Origin of the sequence: Pseudonocardia sp. NPDC049635, from assembly GCF_040659795.1 — a bacterium.
Classification (GTDB): domain Bacteria; phylum Actinomycetota; class Actinomycetes; order Mycobacteriales; family Pseudonocardiaceae; genus Pseudonocardia.
The window spans coordinates 465,362-488,402 of record NZ_JBFAON010000001.1; the positions used below are offsets into that span (position 1 = coordinate 465,362).

A 23,041-nucleotide genomic window follows, 5' to 3' on the forward strand; every position below is an offset into this window, starting at 1 on the left:
CGGGGAGCCCGGTCAGCCCTGCGGGGTGCTGCGGCAGCGGTCGGCCGAGTACAGATGCGAGTCCGGGAAGTGCCGGGCGGCGAGCGCCTCCCCGACGATGATCACTGCGGTGCGCTCGATGCCCGCTTCCCGCACGGCCTTCGGCATCCCCCGCAGTGTGCCGCGCAGCACCACCTCGTGGGCGCGGGAGGCGTGCGCGACGACCGCCGCGGGGCAGTCGTCGCCGTAGGCGGGGGCGAGGGCGTCGACGGCCTCGTCGATCCGGTGCACCGCCAGGTGCAGCACCACGGTGCCGCCCGCCCGGCCGAGCGAGGCCAGGTCCTCGGCCGGCGGCATCGGGGTCGCCCGGGCCGCGACCCGGGTGAGGGTGACGGTCTGCGCGACCGTCGGGACGGTCAGCTCCCGGCCCAGTGCGGCGGCCGCGGCGGCATAGGCGGGGACGCCGGGACACACGTCGTAGGGCACGCCCTCGGCCTCCAGGCGACGCATCTGCTCGGCCATCGCGGAGAACACCGACGGGTCCCCGGAGGCGAGCCGGGCGACGTCGAGGCCGTGCCGGTGCGCCCGGACCATCTCGTCGATGATCTCGTCGAGGGTCATCAGCGCGGTGTCGACGGTGCGGGCACCGGGCGGGCAGATGTCCAGCATCTCCGGCGGCACCAGGCTGCCCGCGTACAGGCAGACCGGCGCGGCCGCGATCAGGTCCCTGGCCCGCAGCGTCAGCAGGTCCACCGCGCCCGGCCCGGCCCCGATGAAGTGCACCGTCACGGCTCGTCCCCCTTCTCGTACGTCCAGATCGTGACCGGCATCGACGGTCGCCAGCCGTGGAAGCCCGACCCGCCGGCCGCCCGGCCGATCGGTTCGGCCAGGGCGACCTGCACCCGCACCAGCTCACCGCCGTGCTCGGCGTGCGCGGCGGCCAGCAGCGCCTCGGTCTGCACGGTCACCGCGTTGGCGACCAGCCGGCCGCGGCGGCGCAGCGCACGCAGACAGGCGTCGAACACGCCGTCGCGGGTGAGGCCGCCACCGACGAAGATCACGTCCGGCTCCGGCAGATCGGCCAGCGCCTCGGGCGCACGGCCGGTCACCACCTGCAGTCCGGGGACGCCGAGCGTTGCGGCGTTGCGCGCGACCCGCTCGGCACGATCCGGTCGCGGTTCGACGGCGATCGCCCGGCAGGCCGGGTGTGCACGCATCCACTCGATCCCGATCGATCCGCTGCCGGCGCCGACGTCCCACAGCAGCTCCCCCGCCCGCGGCGCGAGCCGGGCCAGGGTCACGGCGCGGACGTCGCGCTTGGTGAGCTGGCCGTCGTGGCTGTAGGCGTCGTCGGGCAGGCCGGGGGTCTCGCCGAGAGGGCGCAGGCCGTCGTCGGGGACGCACTCGACGGCGACGACGTTGAGCGGGTCCGCCCCGCCGCGCCATCCGGCGGCGGTGCCGGCGACGATCCGCTCGTCGGCGGCACCCAGGCGCTCCAGCACGGTGAGCGGCGACCGGCCCCAGCCCGCGCCGGTGAGCAGGGCGGCGATCCCGGCCGGTGACCCGGCTCCGGCGGAGAGCACGATCAGCCGAGCTCCCGGCGCCAGCGCCCGGCGCAGTGCGTCGAGCGGGCGGCCGACGACGCTGAGCACCCGGACGTGCTCGGACCCCCAGCCGAGCCGGGCGCAGGCCAGCGCCACCGACGACGGGTGCGGCAGCACCCGCAACCGCTCCGGCCCGGTGATCCGGGCGAGCGTCGCACCGATCCCGAAGAACATCGGGTCGCCGGAGGCGAGCACCGCCACCCGGCGACCGGTGAGCTCGTCGAGGATCCCGGGCAGGGCAGGGACCAGCGGTGACGGCCAGGGCCGCCGCTCCCCCGCGACGACGTCAGCGGGCAGCAGGTCCAGCTGACGGGGCCCGCCGAGGAGCACCTCGGCATCGCGCAGTGCGTCGCGGGAGGGCTCGGCGAGCCCGGCCCAGCCGTCCGCCCCGATCCCGACGACGGTGACCGGCGGATCACCCATCGGTCGCGGCCGTGACCGGTCCGCCGGTCGGGTCGGCGGGGCCGGGGCCTGTGGTCGATGTGGCCCCGCCAGCGGTCTTGTCGGTGACACCGGCGCTGTCGAACGTCGCGACGTCGGCCATCGCCCGGGCGGCGCCCTGCAGCACCGGGAGTGCGAGCAGCGCCCCGGTGCCCTCGCCGAGCCGCATGTCCAGCTCCAGCAGCGGTGTCAGACCCATGTGCTGCAGCGCGGTCGTGCCACCCGGCTCGGCGGAGCGGTGCCCGGCCAGGCAGTAACCGGTGACGTCCGGCGCGAACGCGGCGGCGGCGAGTGCCGCCGCACCGGCGGAGACCCCGTCGAGCAGCACCGGCACCCGCAACGCGGCGGCGCCCAGGACCAGCCCGGCGAGCCCGGCGTGCTCGAAGCCGCCGACCGCGGCCAGCACCCCGAGCGGGTCGGCCGGGTCCGGCCGGTGGCGCTCCAGCGCCTCCCGGACGACGGCCGTCTTGCGGGCCAGGGTGTCGTCGTCGACACCGGTGCCGCGCCCGGTCACCTCCGCCGGGTCGGCGCCGGTGAAGGCACAGATCAGCGCGGCCGCGGCGGTGGTGTTGGCGATGCCCATGTCACCGGTCAGCAGGCAGCGGTTCCCGGCGGCCACGAGGTCGCGGGCCACCTCGATGCCGTGCTCGACCGCCGCGCGGGCCTGCTCGCGGGTCATCGCGGGTCCGGCGGTCATGTCGGCGGTGCCGCGGGCGACCTTGCGCGGCAGCAGCCCGGGCACCGGGTCCAGCTCGGCGGCGACCCCGACGTCGACGACCTGCACCTCGACCCCGAGCTGGCGGGCGAACGCGTTGACCACCGCACCGCCGTGGAGGAAGTTCGCGACCATCTGCGCGGTGACCTCCTGCGGCCACGGCGTCACCCCGCGGGCGTGCACCCCGTGGTCGGCGGCGAACACCGCGACCGCGGCCGGCGCGGGCACCGGCGGCACCGGCTGTCCGGCGATCCCGGCCAGGGTGACGGCGACGTCCTCGACCCGGCCGAGTGCGCCGCGCGGCATCGTCATCCGGTCCAGCCGGTCCCGGGCGGCGGCCCGGGCGGCGGCGTCGACCGGGCCGATCGCGGAGACGGTGGACCCGAGCAGCGCGGCCGGGGCTGCCCCGGGCAGTCCGCGCGCCCCCCAGGTCTCCTGGTGCACCGCCCAGTCCAGCGGGCGGCGCCGGGCCCATCCGTGGCTCTCCAGCTCGGGCCGGGCCGGGAACGCCTCGACGTGCCCCACGCAGAGGTAGGCGACGAGCTGCACGTGGCCGGGCAGGCCGAGCAGCTCGTGCACGGCGGCCAGCCCCGCGTCGTCGAAGAAGCTGACCCAGCCGACGCCGAGGCCCTCGGCGCGGGCGGCCAGCCACAGGTTCTGCACGGCCAGCGCCGCCGAGTAGGGCCCCATCTCGGGCCGGTCGTGCCTGCCCAGGGTGTGCCGGCCGCCGCGGGTCGGGTCGGCGGTGACGGCGATGTTCAGCGGCGTCTCCCGGATCGCCTCGATGCGGATGGCGCGCAACGCCTCCGCCCGTGCCCCGGGCAGCGAGGCCGCGTAACGCTCGCGGTGCTCGGCGACCAGGGCGTGCACCCGCTCCCGCACACCGGCGTCGCGGACCAGCACGAAGTCCCACGGCTGGGAGAACCCCACGCTCGGGGCGGCGTGCGCGGCCTCCAGGACCCGGGTGAGCAGCGCGTCGTCGACCGGGTCGGAGCGGAACCCGGTACGGACGTCGCGGCGGGAGTGCAGCACGTCGTAGAAGTCGCCCTGCACCCGTGACCTCCCGATGATCGACCCACAGCGGCGAACGAGCCGACCACACGGCACATCGGGGGGTCAACCGGACCGGGCGGGCCGGTCGGGCAGGTCACACCGGGGACCCCGGCCACCGGATCGTCCGGATACTGGACGGATGCCGGTGAGCTGTCCCTGTGGCCGCGACCGCCCGGAGCGGGCCTGCTGCGGACCGGTCCTCGACGGCCGCCCCGCGGCGACTGCCGAGGACCTCATGCGCAGCCGCTACACCGCCCTCGTCCGGGGCGACACGGCGCACCTCACGGCGACCTGGCACCCCTCGACCCGGCCGCGGGCACTCCGCCTGGAACCGGGCTCGGTGTGGACCGGGCTGGAGGTCCTCGACCGCCGCGGCGGGGCGATGTTCGACGCCGAGGGTGTGGTCGAGTTCCGCGCCCACCGCCGGGACGGGGCGCTGCACGAGCGGAGCCGGTTCGTCCGGGAGGGCGGCCGGTGGTTCTACGTCGACGGTGAGCTCGATCCCGGTCCCGGCGGCCCGGGGTCGGGCAGGTAGACCCCGTGCAGCCGCCACCCGGTGGCGCCCGGTTCCCAGTGCAGGTTCTCACCGGGCAGCGGGTCGATGCGCTCCAGCCTCGCCCACAGCTCCTCCTGGGCGCGGCCCAGCTCGCGGGCCGCGCGGCGCAGGCCGGTCAGGATCCGGACGAGGGTGCTGTCCTCGCTGCTCATGGCGTCGATCCTGGCCACCGACGATCCCGGGCGGAATCGGCAGTGACGCCGATCGTGAGCAATATCCCGCCACGCCCGCCCGGTTGCACCCTGACGTGCCGTCCGGACCGGGATAGCGTTCCGGTGCGTGGATCACTCCCCGACGCAGGACCGTCCCGATCTCGGCGACGCCCCGGCCGGCGGCCCGCTGGACGGAGTTCTGGTCGCCGACTTCTCCCGGGTGCTGGCCGGCCCGTACGCCACCATGATGCTGGCCGACCTCGGCGCGACGGTGATCAAGGTGGAGAGCCCGGGCGGGGACGACACCCGCACCTGGAAACCCCCCGTGCACGACGGCACGGCCACCTACTACCTGTCGATCAACCGCAACAAGCGGTCGGTCGTGCTGAACCTCAAGGACGCCGGCGATCTCGCGGTGGCCCGGCGGCTGGCGCAGCGGGCCGACGTGCTGGTGGAGAACATGAAGCCGGGCGGCATGGCCCGCTTCGGGCTCGACCACGCCTCGGTCGCCGCGGACAACCCCTCGGTCGTCTACTGCTCGATCTCCGGTTTCGGCCCGCTCGGCGGCGCCCACCTGCCCGGTTACGACCTGCTGGTGCAGGCGGTGTCGGGCCTGATGAGCCTGACCGGTCCGGCCGACGGCCCGCCCTACCGGGCCGGGGTCGCGGTCTTCGACGTGCTCACCGGCCTGCATGCCGCGCTGGCCGTCACCGCTGCGCTGCGGCACCGGGAACGGACCGGTGAGGGCCAGTTGCTGGAGACGAACCTGCTCTCGGTGGCGTTGTCGACCCTGGTGAACCAGACCGAGGCCTACGTCGCCGCCGGCGCCGTGCCGCACCGGATGGGCAACGAGCACCCGAGCGTCTTCCCCTACCAGCCGATGCCCTGCAAGGACGGCGACCTCATCGTCATCGCCGGGAACGACGGCCAGTTCCGCAGGCTCGCCACCGTGCTCGGCGACCCGGCGATGGCCGAGGACCCGCGCTTCGCGACGATGTCGGACCGGATCACCCACCGCGCCGAGATCGAGCAGCGGCTGCGGGCCCGGCTCGCCACCCGCACCGCCCAGGAGTGGTACACGGCGATCACCGAGGTGGGGGTGCCCTGCGGACCGATCAACTCGGTCGACGGCGGTGTCGCGCTGGCCGAGCAGCTCGGCCTGGAGCCGGTGGTCCGGGCACCGGACGCGGCGGGAGTGCCCACCGTCCGCAACCCGGTGACCTACTCGCGGACGCCACCGTCCTACCGCCGCTCGCCCCCTCCGCTCGGTGCGGACTCCGACGACGTGCGGGCCTGGCTCGCCGGGCCCTGACCGGACGGCTGCGCGACTCGGCCCGGGCGGTCGGCGCCGAGCGCCAGCAACCGGACCTGCAGTTCGACGGTGAACCGCTGCACGGGGTCGTCCAGGCTGATCCCGCTGCGCTCCTCGATCCGCTGCAGCCGGTAGCGCAGCGTGTTGCGGTGCACGCACAGCCTGCGGGCCGCCTCGGAGACGTCACGACCGGCATCGAACCAGGCGAGCAGCGAGGCCAGTACCTCGGCGCGGCGGTCCGGGTCGTGATCGAGCCAGGCGTCCAGTGCGCCGTCGAACAGGCCCGGCCGGTCCCGGGCGATCTCCCCCAGCTCGGCGAGCACCGCCCAGGGGCGCAGGTCGCTCAGGCTCGCGACCGACGGCCGTCCGCGGCCGGCGAGCACCGACGCCGCGCGGCCGAGCGGGCCGGCCAGCCCGGTGACACCGCCGTCGGTGTCCACCCGGCCGCTCACGCAGGCGACGAGGCGGGCGCCGGACAGCGCCGCGAGCCGGTCCCGCACTGTCTCGGCGTCGCGTTCGGCGGCGTCGCGGCCCCGCCAGCCGGGCAGCAGCACGAAGATCGCGCCGTCGTGCCGGGTCAGGGCCGCGCCGGGGAACACCATGCGCACGCAGGCCCCGGCGAGCGGGACCGGGGCGGGCTCCGGGCCGTCACCGGCCGGGCGGAGCGCGACCAGGGTCCACTCGGCGGGCCCGTCGAGCGCCTCCAGCGATCCGGCCCCGGACAGCGCCCCGCGCAGCAGCTCGTCGGCGAGGTCGCCGGGGCCGGGGGCTCTCCCGTCCGGGGCGCCCACCATCCGGGCGGCGACCACGGCGGCCGCCTCGGCGAGCACGTCCGGCACCGTGTCGGACAGCGGTTCGCCTCCCTCGGCGACGATCACGTACCCGGCGACGGCGTCCCGGACGACGACCGGTGCCACCACCCGCGGCGCCGCACCCGGGAACAGCACCCGTTCGGGTCTGCGATGGTGCAGCAACCGGCGGGCGGCACCGGATCCGTGGAACCACTCGCGGACGGCGGCGGGGGCCCGGCGGTCCAGCACCGAGCGCTCGCGCAGCGGGTCGAGGAGATGCCCGAGTCCGGCGTGCGCGAGGGTCCGCAGTTCGGCGTCGACGATCTCGACGGGTCCACCGGCGGCCGCCGCCGTGGCCTCCGCCAGCGGGAACAGGTCGGCGGCCGGGATCGCGGGCCGCTGTCCGAGGCGGGCCGCCGGAACCAGCGACCGGGCGAGTACGCACAGGTCGTCCCAGCAGACCCGGTCCGCGGCGACGAGCACGGTCACCCCGGCCCGTCGGGCCTGGTCGCGGACCGCGGTGACGTCCTCGACGCCCTTGAGGACGACCGCGCAGGCACCGCCTCCGGCTGCCTCGGCGACCGCCTGGCAGGCCAACCGCGTGTCGACCGAGGGCGCGGCCACGAGCAACAGGTCGTCCTGGCCGCACGGGCGGCCGGACAACGGGTCCCAGAGGGTGACCCCGCCGAGCGGGCCGTCGATCCCGTGCGGTGCGGCGAGCACGTCGAGCACACCGCGCCCCGGCCCGAGGAGCAGGTCGGCGAGCCGTGGTGCGGGGGTGTCGTCCACCGTCGGCACCAGCCGCACGACCGGGTGGCGGTCCGTGCGGGCGGGTGCACCCTCCACCGGTCGCCGGTCCGTCAGGGTCACTGCGTCACCACCTCTCCGGGCACGTCGGTCGGCGTGCGATCTCGGAGTGAGGGTAGGAACGGTCGACCCGCGAGTCTGTGGGCGAACTGCACGGCCTGCCCGGTGGAGTGTGCAGACTGCACCTCGGGCCGGTCGCCGGCGCGGTGGCGGGGCGGTGACGGGGCGGGCACCCGGCCGGACACATGGACGTGACAGGAGTGTAGCCCGCCCGACACGGTCCACCGCTGCGTCGTGCACCACACCCGGGGGCCGACGGGACGGTCAGTCGGACCGGTCCCACGCCACACCCAGCGCCCGGGTCGCCAGGTGCACCACGATCCGGTCGTCCGGGTCGTCGAGGTCGACCGGGAGCAGGTCCCGGATCCGCTCCAGCCGCTGCATCACGGTGTTGCGGTGCACCCCGAGCGCGGCCGCCGTGTCGGTCGCCGAGGACTCCCGGTCCAGGTAGCCGCGCAGGGTCCGGACGAGCTCGCCGTGCGGATCGGCCTCCAGCAGCGGGGTCAGCACCTCGGCCGCCACCGACCGCAGAGCGGGCGAGCTGTACCAGCCGACCAGCATCCGTTTCATGCTGACCCCGTCGACGTGCTCGACGGCCGCCGGCCCGTCCTCGGTCCCGGCCAGCAGACAACCCCGGCGGGCCTCCTCCAGCGAGCTGCGCAACCCGGACAGTCCCTCACGGGTGCCGCCGATCCCGGCGCACAGCCGCAGGCCCGGCCGGTCCGCCTCGACCGACAGCAACGCCTCCCGGACGGCGTCGCGCACCGCGGCGGCCGCCCGGTCCGGGCCCTCCGGCACGGTGCCGGACGGTTCGGTGGTCGCCCACAGCACCCATCCGTCGGGCCGCTCGACCAGCCCCATCGGCATGCCGTGCGCAGCGAGGCGCTCGTCGAGGTCGGCCACCGGTTCGCCGGACCGCAGCTCGGCGCTGCCGGGCCGCGCCGCGATCTGCACGGCCGTGTGCCTGCCCGCCAATCGCCAACCGAGCGCGGTCGCCTGCTCCACAGCGCGCGGCGACGGAGTGTCCCCCTGATCCAGCAGCTCACCGAGCAGCAACGAGCGGCGCCGTCCGGCCCGCTCCAACGAGGCCGCAGTGCGGGCGACATAGGCGGTGTAGGACAGTGCCGCGATCGCCATCGACTGGCGGATCGGTTCCAGCAGTGCGCCGGTGACCGTCTGCAACCGGGCGGCGAGCCAGAAGTTCGCCGGAGCGTCCGGATCGAGCTGGACCGGCTGGACGAGCACCGCGTCCCCGTCGCCGACCCCGAAGGTGCCGGCCGTCGGACGGGCCGCGCTCAGGTGCATCCGCACGTCGGGCCGGTCCATCAGATCCCGGACGGCGGGCTCACCGGCGACGAAACGGGACTCCGCGTCGACCAGTGCCACCGGTCCGCCGAGGGCCTGCGCAAGGGTCCTGGTGAGGCGTCCGGCGTCCGCAGACGGTGCCTGGAAGCGTTGCGCGGTCGTCCCGAGGATCCGCAGCCCGGCGATCTCCGGGGCACGGACGTAGGGATCGAACGCGGCGGCCACCGACGCCGGCGCGATCTCGTCGAGCACGACCAGCGGGACGGCGAGCCGGTCGGCGAGCCTGCGGGTGGCGAGCGGGACGGCCGCACCGGGCCGTTGCGCGAGGATCCCGGCGATCCCGGCACCGTGCGCGAGCCGCAGCGCGAGGTCCGCACCGGGAAGGTCCAGGGCCAGCTGCTCCGGCCCGAAGACCACCACGCTGCCGGGAGCGAGATCCTCGATGGCGTGCACCGACCCGCCCGGCACGACCATCCGCACCGCACGGTCCAGTCCGCCGGCACCGCCGAGCACCTCGTGCCCGCGCAGCAACCCGGTCGCGAGCAGCCTGCCCAGTGTGACCGTCGATCCGCTCACCACGCCTCTCCCGTCGCCGACGGATCCACCAGCGGACCGGTCGCCGTCACCCGCAGCCGTACGCACGGCATCGGCACGTAGGTCATCGCCATCTCGCGCACCGCGCCGACCCGCACCCGGCGCGGGTCGGCACCCGCGCGGACGGCACCGTCACGGGCGGCCCGCCGGGCCAACCGCACCCCCTCGGCGAGGGAGCCGTCGGCGAACCGGAACAGCCGGTCGACGGTGGCCGAGGCCTCCGCGGTGGCGGCACCGTACGCGGCGGCCGACTCCGCCTCCGCCGGACGTTCCGCCTCCGGCGGGACCGGCACCGCACCGGGGGTTCCCGCGACCGCGACCGGTGCGTCCCCGAGAGCGGCGCCGACGCGCAGGATCCCGGCCCGGACCCGTTCCAGCAGCGCCGCCCGGCCCACGGCGGCGTCCGGTCGTACGTGCACGACGCGGTCGGTCCGCACCGCCAGCCGGACACCGCGGACCTCCCGGAACGTGCCGGTGTCGGGCACCAGCCCGCCGTCGAGGCCGCCGATCCGCATGCCGTCGGCGCGCGTGTCCAGCACGACCAGGGTCGGTGATCCACTGAGCCGGGCCGCCCCGGCACGGGTGGTGGCGTGCGGGGCTCCGAGCAGCAGCAACGGGTGCGCCGCGGCCACGTCCGGGCTGAGCACGTGCCCCCCGCCGTCCATCAGGAAGAGCTCGGCGTCCGGCCCGGCGAGGGATGCCAGCTCGTCGGCGAACGCCGCGGTGAGCGCGCCGGCCCGGCGGGCCAGTGCCGCGTCGAGCACCGCGGTGTTCTCCCGCTCCAGCAGGCCGACGCCCCCGTAGGGGTGCGCGGTGACCACCGGCACCTGCGGGCCCAGCACCGCGCCGAGCAGCGCGGCGGCCCGCTGCTCGTGCCCCGGGTCGAGATGCCCGGAGACCGCCGCGACCGCGACCGCCGCGACCCGGCCCGCGCAGCGGCGGGCGAACGCGCCGATCGCACCGGTGTCCAGGGGCGCGATCTCCGAACCGTCGTGCAGGTAGCCGCCGCCGACGACCGCGACCGGCCCGCACACGGCGTCGGCGAGGTCGTCCGGCCAGCCGGTCAGCGGTGGCACCCCGGTCGTCGCCGGGGCGCCGATCCGCAGCACCCCGACCCGGTCCAGCACGGCGGGGTCGCCGAGCAGGTCGGCCGGGCCCGGGCAGCTGACCACCGCGCGCACCGGTCCGGGATCGGGTGGCAGCAGTCCGGCCACCAGCCGGCGCACGAGACCTGCCGGGACTGTCAGGTCGGTCGTACCTGCCAGGTCGGTCGGAGCCGGTGGGTCGCTCGGGCCTGGCGGGGCCGGCGGGTCCCTGGGTTCTGTCAACCCGGCCGGGTCCGCCGGGAGCGTGCACCGGGCGAGGATCCGGTCGTCGGCACCGACCAGCACCGCGGTCGCCGCGCCCGGGCCGAGATCGATCCCGATCCGCAGCAGCCTGGTGCCGCTCACGGCGCCCCGACCCGGACCGGGTCGACGTCGAGGCCGAACGCGCGCGGACCGGCCAGCGCGTAACCCTCGGGCCGGTGCCAGCGCTCGTCGACCGGCAGCGCGACCACGTGCACCTGCTGACCGACGACGACGTCCACGGTCTGCAGCACCGCGCCGGTGTCCCGGTCGATCAGGTCGATCACGTCCGGCACCGTCACCATCACCACGCCGTCGCAGGACGCGACCAGGTTCTCGTTCTGGAAGTCGACCCGCAGCATCCGCGCGCCCCGCCGGTCGTACGGCGGGTCCGACTCGATGCTGACCACCCCGCGCGGGAAACCGTCGGTGGTGCGGTGCACCAGCTCCCGGACGACCCCGGAGAACAGCAACCGGCCGCCGGTCTCCGCCAGCAGCGGCCCGGGATCCCCGACGGCCGCGGAGCGCAGCGCGCGGCCGATCCGCACGCACTCGGTGAGCCCGCCGCGCGGCGCGAGCCGGGCGCACTCCTCGGCGGTCAGCCGGTAGGCGCTGATCAGCGCGACCAGCCCCATGTGCGGCATCGCGCTGCGCAGCAACCGCGACACCGTGCCCGCGTCGTCGGCGGAGAGCACCGCCGAGGTACCGCGGGAGTCGACCACCACCACCGGGGACGCGGTCAGGCCGGCCAGGGTGAGCAGCGTGGCCTCGATCATCGGCAGGCAGCGGCGCATCGCGTCGGCGTCCACGCAGGGCAGGCCGAGCTGGGCGGCGGTCACGATCGGCGCGATCGCGTTGACGGCACCGAGCTGGACCGGCAGCACCGCCGAGCAGGTGCCGTCGGCGATCGTCTCGAACAGCGCCCGCAGCCGGGCACTCTCGTGCTCGCCGTGGAACATCTCGACCAGCACCGAGGGGGTGCCCGCCGACAGCACGGGCAGCACCAGCGACTCCGGCGGGAGGTCGGCGGCGTCCACCAGCGGGACCGGGCCGTGCCGGCGCAGTGCGGCGCGCAGCATCTGCCGGGGCAGGTAGGGATCTCCCCCGCCGCCGCTGCCCAGCACCACCGCGCCGCCGACGACGTCGTCGACGTCCTCGTCGGTGATCCAACCCTCGGTGCGCCAGTCCCCGGTGGTCCACCGCATCGCCGTGCTCCACCCTTCTCACACCGGGTCGGTCACCCCGAAACCCGCGTACACGGCGGCGAACGTACGGGCGGCCGCCGACAGCTCGTCGACCGGCACGTACTCGTCGGCGGTGTGCGCGACGGTCATCGAACCAGGACCGTAGACCACCGCCGGGATGCCGAGGTCGTTGCGCAGGAACCGGGCGTCGGTGCCCAGGTTCAGCCCGCGCACCGGCGCGCCCCCGGCCGCGGCGCGCACCCGGTGCACGAACGGGTGCTCCGGGTCCAGCTCCGAGCCCTCGATGAAGGCCAGTGTCTCGACGGTGTGGTCGATCCCCGGGCCGGCGCGCCGCAGCACCTCGCCGAGCCCGGCCAGCACCTGCTCCTCGGTCCAGCCGGGCAGCACCCGCCGGTCCACCCGCAGGGTCGCCTCGTCGGCGACGATGTTGGGCATCGAGCCGCCCGAGATGGTGCCCACGTTGCAGGTCGGGTCCCCCAGCAGCGGGTGCGCCTCGGTGCCGAAGTCCGCCAGGTGCAGCACCTGCACCAGCCGGGCCGCGTCGGCGATCGCGGAGTGCCCGGCCGCCGGGTCACCGCCGTGCGCGGCGCGTCCGCGGACCCGCACCTCGGCGAGCAGCGCGCCGCGTTCGGCGACGCCGACGCCGAGCTCGCTCGGCTCCGGGACGATCGCCGCGTCCGCGGCGATACGGCCGGCCGCCACCAGTGCGGCAGTCCCCCACCGGCCACCGGTCTCCTCGTCGGCGACCAGATGGAACTGCAGGTCACACGGCAGTTCGACGCCCGCGTCCTGGCAGGCGCGGACGCCTTCGATCGCGGCGGCGATACCGCCCTTCATGTCGCAGGCGCCGCGCCCGTACACCCGGCCCTCGCGCACCACCCCGCCGAACGGCGGCACCGACCAGTCGGCCGCCCGCAACGCGACGACGTCGATGTGCCCGTTCACCAGCAGGGTCGGGCGGCTGCCGTCGCCCGCGCCGAGCGTGCCCAGCACCGACGGGCGGCCCGGCGCGGGTTCGAACACCTCGGTGCGGGCGCCGAGCCCGTGCAGCACGTCGCGGAGCAGCCCGACGATCGCGGTCTCGCCACCCGGCGGGTTACGGGTGTCGCACTGCACCATCGCCACCGTCAGGTCGGTGCAGCGGTCGGTGTCGACCGCCGCCCGGGCCCGGTCCGCACAGGTGTGCACGGCGGTCACCGGCGGCCGCCGGGACGGGCGTCGGCCGCGGTGTCCGGCAGGGTGTCCGGCTGGGTGTCGAGGAACGCCGTGCTGTCCAGGAAGCCGAGCGGCGCGATCCCGTCGAGGAACCCGCGCAGCTGCGGCCGGGCCCGGAACAGGTCGGTGAACAGTGCCCGCGCCCCGTCGGTGTCGCCGCTGCGCGCCATCAGCAGCGCCCGCCAGAAGTCCGCCTCCCGGTTGTCCGGCCCGAGCAGCTCGGCGGCCCTGGCCAGCCCGTCCAGCCGGTCCGCCAGCTCGTCCGCGGACACCCCGGTGAACGGCCCGAGGGTCAGGCCCCGCTCGAAGATCACACCTCCGATCAGGTCGAACGCCCGCTGCCGGGGCAGCAACCTGCCCAGCTCGCCGACCGGATCGGGGTGGTCGTCGATGCGCAGGTCGACCAGGGTCTGCTCCCACGGACGGTCGGTGCGGGTGCCGGTGACGACCTTCAGCACCGCCGACTGCGATCCGCGCACGTCGCCGCCCGCCGCCTCGGCGGCGACCATCGCGGCGAGCAGCCGGTCGGCCAGCTCACCGGAGGCACCGTGGTAGGCGTCGAGCATCGCGGGCCAGACCTGCGCCGAGCCGAGCATGTTGCCCTGCACGGCGACGCCGTCCCCGGTGGCCCCGCCGGCTGCGGGGGCGCACCGGTCACCGGTGTGCGAGGCGGCGCCGCCGCCGGCGTCGACCACACCGAGCTGGCGGTAGCCGGCGTCCGGATCGGACGCGACGAGTGCAGCGACCGCGTCGGCGGCCGACGCGCCGGACCGGATCAGGTCCAGCGCGCCGGGACCGTGCGCCACCTCGACGAACGCCTGGGTGGCCGCCGCTGCGACGCCGGGCTCGGTCCAGCCGACGAGCCGCCCGACCCCGAAGAAGTGTGACTGGGCGGCGACCCCCAGCGCCCCGGTGCGGGGACAGCGCGCCACGATCGAGTAGGTCACCGGGTGGCCTCCACGTGCTGGGTGATCAGTGCGGCGACCTGCTCGGGCCGCTCCAGCATCGGCAGGTGCCCGACGCCGTCGAGGAACACCGGTTCGGTGCCGGTCGCGGCCGCGATCTCCGCGGTCATCTCCGGTGGGCAGGTCGGGTCCTCGGTACCGGTGGCGGCCAGCACCGGGACCCCGACCCGCCCGGCCAGGTGCCGGATGTCGGCCCGGAACGCACCGTGCAGGATCGCCGCGACGACGGACTCGTCGCGGGTGCCCGCCGCCTCGGCCAGCCCCTCGACGACCCGCGGCTCGGTCCGGAACGCGCTGCCGACGATGTTCGGCAGCAGCCCGGCGAAGTAGCCGGCGGTGCCCTGCGCGGTCAGTTCGGACACCATCGCCTCGATGGCCTCGTCCGGTGCGCCCACCCCGAGGGTGGAGCCGAACGTGGCGACCGAGAGCACCCGCTGCGGGTGCAGCGCCGCGGCGGCCAGGGCGATCGACCCGCCCAGCGAGCCGCCCGCCAGGTGCACCGCCCGCAGCTCGAGCGCGTCGAGCACGGCGATCACGTCGGGGAGCCAGCCGTCCTCGATCGAGAACGGCCCGGCGGTGGTGGACGTGCCGTGGCCGCGCAGGTCCAGCGCCACCGTCGGCACGTCCAGCGCCGCGGTGACGTGCCCCCACACCGAGCCCGCGGTGTTGATCGGGTGCACCAGGACGAGCGTGCCCTCGGTGACGGGTTCACCGGTGACCCGCACCGTGAGCGGCCCGGCCGGGCCGTCCACGGTGCGGGTCGACGTCGCGACGCCGCTCATTCGGTGCCGTACTTCAGCTGCCCCTCGGGGGCGGACTCGCTGATGTGCATGTGCCAGATCCGCCACTCGGCGTTCCCGGCGCCGTCGTCGCGGCGCAGGAACTCGGTGTTGCGGAACCGGGTCGCCCCGCTCGACTCCAGCTTGCCGGTCGGGGAGGGCAGCACCAGCTCGGCCTCGCCCTCCGAGGTCAGCAGGGCCACGTCGCCGAAGACCTGGATCTCGGGCTCGGTCACGTCCTCGATCCGGGTGATCGTGACGCCGATCGAGCTGAGGTTGCGCCACAGCTTCGCCTTGTCGGCGGCGCCGCGGTAGACGAAGCCGTTCAGGTTGAACTGCAGGTAGCCGTCGCCGACCGGGAAGTAGGGCAGCATCTTGTCCACGTCGAGTCCGACGTTGGCGGCGAACCAGCCGTCGTGGACGGCCCGGACGGCGGCGACGTCGTCGGCGTTGCTCATGGTGATCTCTCCTGGTTGTCGGGGTCGGGGGTCAGGACGTGAAGTCGGGGACGAGACCGGCGACGGTCGCGAGGGTCTCCTCGGCGTTGTCGGCCACCACCGGCACGACGACGACCTTGTCGGCGCCGGCGTCGAGCAGGGCCCGGATCCCGGCCCGGGCCTCGTCCGGGCCGCCGGTGACGCTGAACGCGTCGACCCACTCGTCGGGCATCTCGGCGGCGACGGTCTCGGCGCCGCCGCGGGCGATCATGTCGGCGATCGCCTCGTTCGCCCCGATCGAGGCGAACAGCGGGCACGGGCCGGTGGCGGCGACGTAGAACGCGAGCACCGGCTTGATCTGCTCGCGTACCTCGGCCGCCCGGGCCGGGTCGCCGGTCAGGTTCATCGCGACCAGGACGACCTGCTCGGGCCGGATGTCGCGGCCCGCGGCATCGGCGGCGGCGTCCAGCTTCTCCCGGGTGGAGCGCACGTAGTCCGGGGTGGCGAGCACGCTGACGACGATGCCGTCGGCCAGCTCACCGGTCAGTGCGATGCCCTTGTCGCCCAGCACACCGGTGTAGAGCTGCGGCGGCTGCGCCGGCGGGTGGGTGAGGGTGACCTCGCGGTAGGAGTGCACCCGGCCCTCGTCGTCGACCTTCTCCCCGGCCAGCAGCGACCGCACACCGGTGAGGGTCTCGCGCAGCGCCGACATGGGCGACTTCACGGTGAGCGCCATCTGGGCGGTCCAGGCCGGGACTCCGTGCCCGACACCGGGTTTGAACCGGCCGGGGTAGGCGCGGGCCAGGGTGGCGGCCTCCATCGCCAGCAGCGCGGGGTGGCGCACCATCGACGAGACCACCGCGATCCCGACCGGGATCCGTTCGGTGGCGCCGAGCGCGATCGCCGAGGCGGCGATGCCGCCGAGGAAGAAGTAGTCCTCCGGGATCCAGAGCTCCCCGAAGCCGCGCTCCTCCACCTCGCGGGCCAGCCGGGCGATGTCCTCCGGTGGTGTCGTGCTGCCGAGCAGCAGGCCGATCCGGTTGGTCATGATCCTCAACTCCTGGTTCAGCCCAGCGCCCGCAGCCGCGGGGCCAGGTCCTTGTCGAACAGCTGCAGGAACCGCTGCTGGTCGTGTCCCGGTGCGTGCAGCACCAGGTGCCGGAATCCGGCGTCGACGTAGGGGCGGACCCGCTCGGCGACCTCGTCCGGGTCGGACGCGACGATCCAGCGGGACGCGATCTGCTCGATCGGCAGCTCGTCGGCGACCCGTTCCATCTCCAGCGGGTCGGAGATGCCGTGCTTCTGCTCCGGGCGCAGCGACAGCGGCGCCCAGAACCGGGTGTTCTCCCGCGCCGCGTCGGGATCCGGGTCGTAGGAGACCTTGATCTCGATCATGCGATCGACGTCGATGCGCCGCCGCCCGGCCGCCTCGGCGCCCGCGTCGACGGCCGGCTGCAGCTTCTCGGTGTAGAGGTCCATCCCCTTGCCGCTGGTGCAGATGAACCCGTCGGCGGCCCGCCCGACGTAGCGCGCCACGACCGGGCCCCCGGCCGCGACGTAGATCGGGACCGGGACCTCGGGGCGGTCGTAGACGGTCGCGTCGACGGTGCGGTAGTACTCGCCGTCGACGGTGACCCGCTCGCCGCTCCACAGTGCCCGGATCAGGTCGATCGCCTCCCGCATCCGGGCGAACCGCTCCCGGAACTCGGGCCACTGCAGCCGGGCCACCGCCACCTCGTTCAGCGCCTCCCCGGTGCCGACGCCGAGCAGCACGCGCCCCGGGTACAGCGCACCGAGGGTGCCGAACGCCTGCGCGACGACCGCCGGGTTGTACCGGAACGTCGCGGTGAGCACGCTGGTCCCGAGGGTGACCCGGGAGGTGCGCTCGCCGGCCGCGGCGATCCAGGCCATCGAGAACGGGGCGTGCCCGCCGCGATGCCGCCAGGGCTGGAAGTGGTCACTGACCAGCACGCTCGCCATGCCGCGCTCCTCGGCGAGCACGGCGAGCTCGACGAGCTCGCGGGGGCCGAACTGCTCGGCCGAGGCCTTGTACCCCAGCACCAGTTCCGACTCGGTCACGCGGTCCCTCCTGTCTCCTGGTCGACGACCGGGACGGCGTGCGCGACGGCCGTCGCACCGATGTAGGTGCGCAACGACTCGTGGAAGCTCGCCGGTAGCCCGGCCATCGCGGTGCGGAACCCGTCGAGGTCGGCGACCTCGATCAGCTCCGGGTAGTGGTGTGCCGGGACGTCGGCGCCGTCGAGCACCGGGCCCTCCATCCGCAGCACCCGGAAGCTGAGGACGCCCGGCATCGCGGCGGCGGTGGGGGCGCCCACCTCCTCCAGCCAGCGCTCGTAGTCCGCGCGCACGCTCTCGTCGGTGAGCGTGGTCAGGGCGACGACGGTCTGACCGGTCTGGCTCATCGGGCCGGTTCCTCGGCCAGTCCGGCGAGCACCCGCTCGGGCAGCACCGGGATGGAGGTGAGCGGCGTCGCACCGGCGGGCAGCGCGTCCTGTACGGCGTTCGCGATCGCCGACGGCGCCGCGATCACCCCGCTCTCCCCGACCCCCTTGGCGCCGTTGAGCGCGAACGGGGTCGGCGTGACGGTGTGGAACACGTCCAGCTCGGGGATCTCCGGGGCGATCGGCATCAGGTAGTCGGCGAACCCGACGGCACCCGGCTGCCCGCTCTCGTCGTAGACGATCTCCTCGGTGAGCGCGGCGCCCAGGCCCTGCAGCGCCCCGCCGACGATCTGGGCGTCGACGATCCGCGGGTTCAGCTGGGTCCCGCAGTCGTGGCCGAAGACCATCCGCGGGACCCGGACCTGACCGGTGTCCGGGTCGATGTCGACGAGTGCGACGACGACGCCGTAGGAGAACGCGAGGGCCTGCGGGTCGAACGCGCCGAGCGTCTCCAGCCCGGGCTCCATCCCCTCCGGGAGGTTGCCGCCCTGGTAGGCGGCCGCGGCGACGGTGGCGTAGCTCAGGCCGGTCGCCCCGGCTCCGCGCACCCGGAACTCCCCGTCGGCATGCTCGACGTCGTCGGGATCGGCTTCCAGCAGGTGGGCGGCGATCCGGCGCATCTTGTCGACCGCCTTGTCCGCGGCCAGGATCAGCGAGGAGCCACCGATCCCGGCGGCCCGGCTGGCCCCGCTGGCGTAGGCGGTGTAGTGGCTGGAGTCGGTGTCGCCGAACCGGACGGTGACGTGGTCCAGCGGCACGCCGAAGCGGTCCGCGGCGAGCTGGGCGAACGCGGTCTCCAGGTCCTGCCCCATCGGGGTCTGGCTGGACACCACCCGCACCCGGCCGTCCGGCTCGACGGTCGCCGAGGTGGCGTCCCAGCCGCCGGTGGTGATCCCGATCAGCGGGAACACGCCGGACGGGCCGAAGTTGGTGCACTCGTTGAAGAACGCGACCCCGATCCCGGCCGGGCGCCCGGCGGCACGGATCTGGTCCCGCTCGCGCAGCATCTCGGCGTAGGCGGGCCGGTCCAGGGCCATCCCCAGCATCTGCGGGTAGTCACCGGAGTCGAGGAGCTGCCCGGTGGCGGTGGTGAAGGGGAACGCGTCGGGCGGGACGAGGTTGCGCCGCCGCAGCTCCACCGGGTCGAGCCCGAGCTGCGGCGCCGCGAGATCCAGCAGCCGCTCCATCGGGAAGTTCGCCTCCGGTTGGCCGAAACCGCGGTAGGCGCCGAGCGGTGTCTTGTTGGTGACCACCGCGGTCGCCTGGATGTCCACCGCGGGCACCGCGTACGGCCCGCACAGCAGCGCACCGGTGGCCCAGCCGGTGCCGGCACCGCAGGTCGACGGGGCGCTGCCGAGGTCGATCAGGTAGCGGGCACGCAGCCCGACGATCCGGGCGTCGGCGTCGAACCCGATCTCGAGCTCCATCCGCTGGTCCCGGGACGGGGTGGAGGCGACGAACGCCTCGTCGCGCTGCTCGGTGAACCGCACCGGGCGGCGCAGGCGCAACGCGAAGTAGGGGACGAGCACCTCCTCCGGGTACAGCACCGCCTTCATCCCGAAGGCGCCGCCGACGTCCGGGGCGATCACCCGGATCCGGTTCTCCGGCACACCGAGCATCGCCGCGACGCCCTCCCGGATCTGGTGCGGCGACTGAGTGGAGGTGTGGATGGTCAACCGCGGCCCGGTCGGGTCGTAGTCGCAGACCACACCGCGGGTCTCCATCGAGTTGGCCAGGATCCGGGAGGTCGTGAACGTCTCCCGCACGACGGTGTGCGCACCGACGAGGGCGGCGGCCGCGTCCGGCGGTTCGGGCAGCCCGGGGATCGCGACCGGCCAGGCCGCCCGGACCTGGACGTTGTCCCCCCACTCCTCGTGCAGCAGCGGCGCGTCGGGGGCGAGCGCCTGGTCCACCGTGGTCACCGCGGGCAGCGGCTCGTAGACGACCTCGATGGCGTCCCGGGCGTCCTCGGCGACGTACTGGTCCCGGGCGACGACGACGGCCACCGGCTCGCCGACGTGGCGGACCTTGTCGACGGTGAGCGGCCTGCCGTGCCCGGTCTTCTGCCCGGGCAGGTCCCACAGGTACTGCTGGGGGCCGATCTCGTCGAACAGCTCGGCACCGGTGACGACGGCGTACACCCCGTCGATCGCCCGGGCCGCGGCGGTGTCGACGGAGACGATCCGGGCGTGCGCGTGCGGGCTGCGCAGCACGACCATGGTGGCCTCGCGGTTGTGGTGCACGTCGTCGACGTAGCGTCCGGCACCGCGGACGAACCGGTCGCCGGTACGGCTGGGGATGCTGCGACCGACGTACCCGCCGGTCGACTGCTCGGTGACGGTCACGCGCCCGCCTCCCCGCTGCCGTGCCGGCCGGCCTGCTCGGCCGGGTCCGGGTCCTCCAGGGCCGACGCCAGGGCCGACTCCAGGGCGTCGACGATCCCGGCGTAGCCGGTGCAACGGCAGATGTTCGCCGAGAGCCTGCGGAGCAGCTCCGCACGGTCGAACCGGGCGCCCGCCCGGGCCTCGGCGATGATCTCGGTGCCGAGCACGACGAAACCCGGTGTGCAGAACCCGCACTGGAAGCCGGTGTGGTCGATCAGCGCCTGCTGGAAGCGCGACAACGTGCCGTCAGGGTCCTCGATCCCCTCGACGGTGGTGATCTCGGCCCGGTCCGCCTGGACCGCCAGAGTCAGGCAGGACCGCGCCGACTCGCCGTCGACGAGCACCGTGCATGCCCCGCACCAGCCCTGGTGACACGACGTGTGGGTGCCGGTGCGACCGGCCCGTTCGCGCAGGAAGTCGGCGAGGTTGGTCCGCGGCTCGGCGAGCGCGGCGACCGGTTCGCCGTTGACCTGCATGGTCAGCACCCGTTCCCCGGTGGGGCGGGCGGGTGCGGTGGTGGGAAGATCGGTGGTGGTCATGCGGCCTCCTCCCGGGAGGGCGTGTGGTGGGTGGGGTCGGGGGTGACCCGGCTCAGCGCGGCGGCGACCGCGACGGCGACCAGGCGCCGCCGGTACGCGACCGAGCCGTAGCGGTCCCCGTTCGGCAGGACCAGGTCGGTCGCCGCAGCCGCGACCGCGTCGGCGTCCCCGGCACCGCCGGCGCCCGGCGTGGGCACGACGACCGGGGTGCCGCCGACACCGGTCACGGCGACCGTGAGTGCGCCGTCCGGGCCGTGCCCGGCGACCGCGGAGACCTTCGCGTGCCGCCGGAAGTGCCGCTGCTCGAACACCCACGGGTGCGCCGGGACGGGCAGTTCCACGGCGGTGAGCAGCTCGTCAGGACGCAGGCTCGTGCGGAACGGGCCGGTGAACAGCTCCGCGGCCGGGATGCGGCGCTGTCCCGAGGCCGAGTGGGCGACCGCGACACCGCCCAGTGCGAGCAGCACCAACGGTAGCTCCGCGGCCGGGTCGGCGAACGCGATGCTCCCGCCGACGGTGCCGCGGTTGCGGGTGGGGACGTGCCCGACGTGCCCGAGCGCCTCCACCAGCACCGGGACCCGCGCGGCGAGCGGGTCGTGCTGCACCGTCCGCTGGGTCACGGCCGCACCGATCCGCAGCCGGTCGCCGTCCAGGGTCACGCCGCCGAGCTCCGGGACGCGGCCGATCGCGAGCACCAGACCCGGTGTGCGGGTGCGGGCGTTGAGCTGGGGTACCAGGCTCTGGCCACCGGCGAGCACGGCGACATCACCCGGCTCGGCGGCGAGCACGGCACACGCCTCGTCGAGGGAACGGGGTTCCCGGTAGCGGAACGGGGCAGGACGCATGGACCCTCCCAGGGGCGGGGACGCCAGGTGGTGGTGGGCGGCGCGGTGTCCGACCGGTGTCGGGATCCGAAACTAGGAGTGGCGGGGTCGGCGACGCTTCGGCGTCGCGGACAAACCTCCGGGGACCGCGGTGTGCACGGTGCTGTCCGCCGTCCCCCGAAGATCACCGCGCCGGTGCACCGGGCCGCGATCCGCGCGGTCGGACGCACCGTGACGGCGATCATGGGGCCACCGTGCCCACTCCACGCCCGTCCGGGTTGTGCACCGTGGCCGAATCCGGCCCGGCCCGACGCGTGACGGCGGTGGATCCTTCCCGCACGGCCTGGACCTCCGCGTCCCCGGACGCCCACGCTGACCGGGCCCGGCCCACCCCGCCGGACACCGTTCCGTCATCACCCACGAGGTGCCCGTGTCCGAGACCCCTGTCCAGCTGCTCTCCCCCGACGGCGAGCTCATCGACCACCCCGATCATCCGCTCGACGTCGACGCCCCGCTCGCCCGCGACCTGCTGCGCCGGATGGTGCTGGCCCGCCGTCTCGACACCGAGGCCCTGCACCTGCAACGCCAGGGCGAGCTCGGTCTCTGGTTGCAGTGCCGCGGCCAGGAGGCCGCCCAGGTCGGCGCGGTGACCGCGCTGGAACCCCGCGACCGGATCTTCCCCAGCTACCGCGAGCACGCCGCCGCGCTCTGCCGGGGCGTCTCCCCCGCCGGACTGCTCTCCCAGTGGCGCGGTTGTTCGGCCGCCGGCTGGGACCCCGACGAGCACCGCTTCGGCGTGTACACCCTGGTGCTCGCCGCGCAGCTGCTGCACGCCGTCGGGTACGCGATGGGTGTGCAGCGCGACGGCGCCGACGAGATCGTAATGGCCTGCCTCGGTGACGGCGCCGCCAGCGAGGGCGACGCCTCGGAGGCGCTGAACTGGGCGGCGACGACGTCCGCGCCGGTGGTCTTCCTGTGCCAGAACAACCAGTTCGCGATCTCCACCCCGGCCCGGCTGCAGCAGCGCGCCCCGCTGCACCAGCGGGCCCGCGGTTTCGGGCTGGACGCGCACCTGGTCGACGGCAACGACGTGTTCGCGGTGCACGCCGTCACCGCCTCCGCCGCCGCGGCCGTCCGGGCCGGGTCCGGGCCGGTGCTGATCGAGGCCCTCACCTACCGGATGGGCGGGCACAGCTCGTCCGACGACCCGTCGCGCTACCGCGACGACGCCGAGCTCGCCGCGTGGGCCGCCCGCGACCCGATCTCCCGGGTCGAGCGGCTGCTGGAGGACCGCGGCTGGTCCGACGCCGGGTTCCGCGACGAGCTGCGCCACGAGTCCGACGAGCTCGCGGCGCAGGTGCGCGCGGCCTGCCTCGCGCTGCCCACGCCCGCGTTCGACTCGGTGTTCGCGCACGTCCTCGCCGGCGGTTCCGCCACGGTCGACGCCGAGCGCACGGCGCACGCCGCCTACGCGGCGTCCTTCCTGGACTGACTTCCCCGGTTCCGGGCCGTCCCG

At 75.2% G+C, this 23,041-nt stretch carries 21 protein-coding genes; 3 read left to right on the forward strand and 18 right to left on the reverse strand.

Annotation, left to right across the window (positions count from 1 at the left end; genetic code table 11):
• Positions 1–12 precede the first annotated feature (12 nt).
• Genes cobM through cobT form a run of 3 tightly spaced genes read right to left on the reverse strand, consistent with a single transcriptional unit; the run spans position 13 to position 3,792 of the window.
• The gene (gene cobM, locus AB0J24_RS02140) at positions 13–768 is read right to left on the reverse strand and encodes a precorrin-4 C(11)-methyltransferase (RefSeq protein WP_358674019.1); all 756 of its coding nucleotides are present in this window, start codon (positions 766–768) and stop codon (positions 13–15) included.
• Complete coding sequence (cbiE, locus tag AB0J24_RS02145) at positions 765–2,006, reverse strand: precorrin-6y C5,15-methyltransferase (decarboxylating) subunit CbiE (protein ID WP_358674022.1); 1,242 nt, start codon at positions 2,004–2,006, stop codon at positions 765–767. Before cbiE ends, cobM begins: the two co-directional genes overlap by 4 nt.
• Positions 1,999–3,792: a nicotinate-nucleotide--dimethylbenzimidazole phosphoribosyltransferase gene (gene cobT, locus AB0J24_RS02150; RefSeq protein ID WP_358674025.1), complete on the reverse strand. Its 1,794-nt coding sequence runs from the start codon at positions 3,790–3,792 to the stop codon at positions 1,999–2,001. Before cobT ends, cbiE begins: the two co-directional genes overlap by 8 nt.
• Positions 3,793–3,931: 139 nt before the next feature.
• On the opposite strand from cobT, the gene AB0J24_RS02155 reads away from it, so the two are divergent.
• Complete coding sequence (locus AB0J24_RS02155; protein ID WP_358674028.1) at positions 3,932–4,327, forward strand: YchJ family metal-binding protein; 396 nt, start codon at positions 3,932–3,934, stop codon at positions 4,325–4,327.
• Here the strand turns inward: AB0J24_RS02155 and AB0J24_RS02160 are convergent.
• Complete coding sequence (locus AB0J24_RS02160; RefSeq protein ID WP_358674031.1) at positions 4,273–4,500, reverse strand: hypothetical protein; 228 nt, start codon at positions 4,498–4,500, stop codon at positions 4,273–4,275. The genes AB0J24_RS02155 and AB0J24_RS02160 overlap by 55 nt on opposite strands.
• Positions 4,501–4,627: 127 nt before the next feature.
• Between AB0J24_RS02160 and AB0J24_RS02165 the strand changes: the two genes are divergently transcribed.
• Positions 4,628–5,812, forward strand: coding sequence for a CoA transferase (locus AB0J24_RS02165; RefSeq protein ID WP_358674034.1), 1,185 nt, complete (start codon positions 4,628–4,630; stop codon positions 5,810–5,812).
• Here AB0J24_RS02165 and AB0J24_RS02170 read toward each other — a convergent pair.
• The 14 genes from AB0J24_RS02170 to AB0J24_RS02235 form a co-directional block, all read right to left on the reverse strand.
• Positions 5,743–7,473, reverse strand: a complete 1,731-nt coding sequence (locus AB0J24_RS02170) for a helix-turn-helix domain-containing protein (protein ID WP_358674036.1) — start codon at positions 7,471–7,473, stop codon at positions 5,743–5,745. The two genes, AB0J24_RS02165 and AB0J24_RS02170, sit on opposite strands and share 70 nt — an antisense overlap.
• A gap of 261 nt (positions 7,474–7,734) precedes the next feature.
• Entirely contained in the window at positions 7,735–9,351 is a 1,617-nt protein-coding gene (locus tag AB0J24_RS02175; protein ID WP_358674039.1) for a helix-turn-helix domain-containing protein, read from the reverse strand.
• Positions 9,348–10,820 (reverse strand): hydantoinase/oxoprolinase, encoded by a 1,473-nt coding sequence (locus AB0J24_RS02180; protein WP_358674042.1) that lies wholly within the window; start codon positions 10,818–10,820, stop codon positions 9,348–9,350. Before AB0J24_RS02180 ends, AB0J24_RS02175 begins: the two co-directional genes overlap by 4 nt.
• Complete coding sequence (locus AB0J24_RS02185; RefSeq protein ID WP_358674044.1) at positions 10,817–11,920, reverse strand: DUF917 domain-containing protein; 1,104 nt, start codon at positions 11,918–11,920, stop codon at positions 10,817–10,819. Before AB0J24_RS02185 ends, AB0J24_RS02180 begins: the two co-directional genes overlap by 4 nt.
• Positions 11,921–11,938: 18 nt before the next feature.
• Positions 11,939–13,117, reverse strand: a complete 1,179-nt coding sequence (locus AB0J24_RS02190) for a M20 family metallopeptidase (RefSeq protein WP_358674047.1) — start codon at positions 13,115–13,117, stop codon at positions 11,939–11,941.
• On the reverse strand, positions 13,114–14,082 hold the full coding sequence (locus AB0J24_RS02195) for a DUF1028 domain-containing protein (protein WP_358674050.1): 969 nt from the start codon (positions 14,080–14,082) through the stop codon (positions 13,114–13,116). The genes AB0J24_RS02190 and AB0J24_RS02195 overlap by 4 nt, the downstream gene beginning before the upstream one ends.
• A complete protein-coding gene (locus AB0J24_RS02200) occupies positions 14,079–14,882 on the reverse strand; it encodes an alpha/beta hydrolase (RefSeq protein WP_358674053.1) in 804 nt (267 codons plus the stop codon). Before AB0J24_RS02200 ends, AB0J24_RS02195 begins: the two co-directional genes overlap by 4 nt.
• The gene (locus AB0J24_RS02205; protein ID WP_358674055.1) at positions 14,879–15,337 is read right to left on the reverse strand and encodes a nuclear transport factor 2 family protein; all 459 of its coding nucleotides are present in this window, start codon (positions 15,335–15,337) and stop codon (positions 14,879–14,881) included. The genes AB0J24_RS02200 and AB0J24_RS02205 overlap by 4 nt, the downstream gene beginning before the upstream one ends.
• A 31-nt stretch (positions 15,338–15,368) precedes the next feature.
• The gene (locus AB0J24_RS02210; RefSeq protein ID WP_358674058.1) at positions 15,369–16,364 is read right to left on the reverse strand and encodes an LLM class flavin-dependent oxidoreductase; all 996 of its coding nucleotides are present in this window, start codon (positions 16,362–16,364) and stop codon (positions 15,369–15,371) included.
• A gap of 17 nt (positions 16,365–16,381) precedes the next feature.
• A complete protein-coding gene (gene fgd / locus AB0J24_RS02215; protein WP_358674061.1) occupies positions 16,382–17,395 on the reverse strand; it encodes a glucose-6-phosphate dehydrogenase (coenzyme-F420) in 1,014 nt (337 codons plus the stop codon).
• The gene (locus AB0J24_RS02220; protein WP_358674063.1) at positions 17,392–17,739 is read right to left on the reverse strand and encodes a hypothetical protein; all 348 of its coding nucleotides are present in this window, start codon (positions 17,737–17,739) and stop codon (positions 17,392–17,394) included. Before AB0J24_RS02220 ends, fgd begins: the two co-directional genes overlap by 4 nt.
• Positions 17,736–20,123, reverse strand: coding sequence for a xanthine dehydrogenase family protein molybdopterin-binding subunit (locus AB0J24_RS02225; RefSeq protein WP_358674065.1), 2,388 nt, complete (start codon positions 20,121–20,123; stop codon positions 17,736–17,738). Before AB0J24_RS02225 ends, AB0J24_RS02220 begins: the two co-directional genes overlap by 4 nt.
• Positions 20,120–20,701: a (2Fe-2S)-binding protein gene (locus tag AB0J24_RS02230; RefSeq protein WP_358674067.1), complete on the reverse strand. Its 582-nt coding sequence runs from the start codon at positions 20,699–20,701 to the stop codon at positions 20,120–20,122. Before AB0J24_RS02230 ends, AB0J24_RS02225 begins: the two co-directional genes overlap by 4 nt.
• Positions 20,698–21,546, reverse strand: coding sequence for an FAD binding domain-containing protein (locus tag AB0J24_RS02235; protein WP_358674070.1), 849 nt, complete (start codon positions 21,544–21,546; stop codon positions 20,698–20,700). Before AB0J24_RS02235 ends, AB0J24_RS02230 begins: the two co-directional genes overlap by 4 nt.
• Positions 21,547–21,955: 409 nt before the next feature.
• On the opposite strand from AB0J24_RS02235, the gene AB0J24_RS02240 reads away from it, so the two are divergent.
• Positions 21,956–23,017 (forward strand): thiamine pyrophosphate-dependent enzyme, encoded by a 1,062-nt coding sequence (locus tag AB0J24_RS02240; RefSeq protein WP_358674073.1) that lies wholly within the window; start codon positions 21,956–21,958, stop codon positions 23,015–23,017.
• The last annotated feature ends 24 nt before the right edge of the window (positions 23,018–23,041 follow it).

Excerpts from the sequence above, each read along its gene's own strand:
- cbiE (WP_358674022.1), bottom strand. The coding sequence starts at position 2,006 with ATGGGTGATCCGCCGGTCACCGTCGTCGGGATCGGGGCGGACGGCTGG.
- AB0J24_RS02155 (WP_358674028.1), top strand. The coding sequence starts at position 3,932 with ATGCCGGTGAGCTGTCCCTGTGGCCGCGACCGCCCGGAGCGGGCCTGC.
- AB0J24_RS02160 (WP_358674031.1), bottom strand. The coding sequence starts at position 4,500 with ATGAGCAGCGAGGACAGCACCCTCGTCCGGATCCTGACCGGCCTGCGC.
- AB0J24_RS02185 (WP_358674044.1), bottom strand. The coding sequence starts at position 11,920 with ATGCGGTGGACCACCGGGGACTGGCGCACCGAGGGTTGGATCACCGAC.
- AB0J24_RS02200 (WP_358674053.1), bottom strand. The coding sequence starts at position 14,882 with ATGAGCGGCGTCGCGACGTCGACCCGCACCGTGGACGGCCCGGCCGGG.
- AB0J24_RS02205 (WP_358674055.1), bottom strand. The coding sequence starts at position 15,337 with ATGAGCAACGCCGACGACGTCGCCGCCGTCCGGGCCGTCCACGACGGC.
- AB0J24_RS02210 (WP_358674058.1), bottom strand. The coding sequence starts at position 16,364 with ATGACCAACCGGATCGGCCTGCTGCTCGGCAGCACGACACCACCGGAG.
- AB0J24_RS02220 (WP_358674063.1), bottom strand. The coding sequence starts at position 17,739 with ATGAGCCAGACCGGTCAGACCGTCGTCGCCCTGACCACGCTCACCGAC.
- AB0J24_RS02230 (WP_358674067.1), bottom strand. The coding sequence starts at position 20,701 with ATGACCACCACCGATCTTCCCACCACCGCACCCGCCCGCCCCACCGGG.
- AB0J24_RS02235 (WP_358674070.1), bottom strand. The coding sequence starts at position 21,546 with ATGCGTCCTGCCCCGTTCCGCTACCGGGAACCCCGTTCCCTCGACGAG.